Here is a 737-nt window from a genome sequence, read left to right as displayed (position 1 = left end):
ATGTGTTATAAAAGAAATTAACAACAATCTTAAAAACCATTTAGTAAAAAATAAGATACGTTATAAAGATAAAAATACGCATGATGAGAGCGTTTATAAATATATAAATGTATAGATTCAAAAAATAACGCAATCTTTTAAGAAAGCCTATAATATGGCTTTAAAAGCACATAAATATAAAAGAAGCAATTAATAAGCATATGACGAATATTTACACACAATGCATTTAAAAAAATCATAAAAATATCAAAAAAGATAAAATATTAATTGACAATAAATACGTATTTTGTTATATAAATAATCAAGTGATGAAAACACTAAAACTACTAGCGGATAGGTTACGAAACAACCTTTCCAAAGTCTTTAAAATACTGACTTTCTTTTATGCTGTCATTGGCATATAACGATTATGTCGGGTGTAGTTACACCATACAATACCTTTTTATGGGGAAAGTGTAACAACGGACTAGTAGCCGTGTTTTCAACGCCCGGCGCCTTTATAGGCTGTCAATTGAAAACTTTTTAAACTACTAGGAATCTTAATATGACAAATATCTCAAAAAACACCCCCGTTATTTCTAACATTTCAAATGAAACCGCATCTAATAATAAACAAGAGCCTGCAAAAAAATACGAATTTATTGATGATTGTGAATATATAGATGGTCATTTCTTAACGCGAATTAGAGCTTTAAGAGATTTTGGTGACGTCAAAAAAGGTGACCTCGGGGGGTATA

1 pseudogene is annotated in these 737 nt (G+C 29.2%); it reads left to right on the top strand.

The features are described from left to right. Window positions 1–544 precede the first annotated feature (544 nt). A pseudogene (locus ABD915_RS10025) lies at window positions 545–737 on the top strand (hypothetical protein); the annotation flags it as partial.

The organism is Bartonella jaculi, from assembly GCF_039543045.1.
GTDB classification, from domain to species: Bacteria; Pseudomonadota; Alphaproteobacteria; order Rhizobiales; family Rhizobiaceae; genus Bartonella; species Bartonella jaculi.
This window is presented reverse-complemented; position numbering and strand designations above follow the sequence as displayed.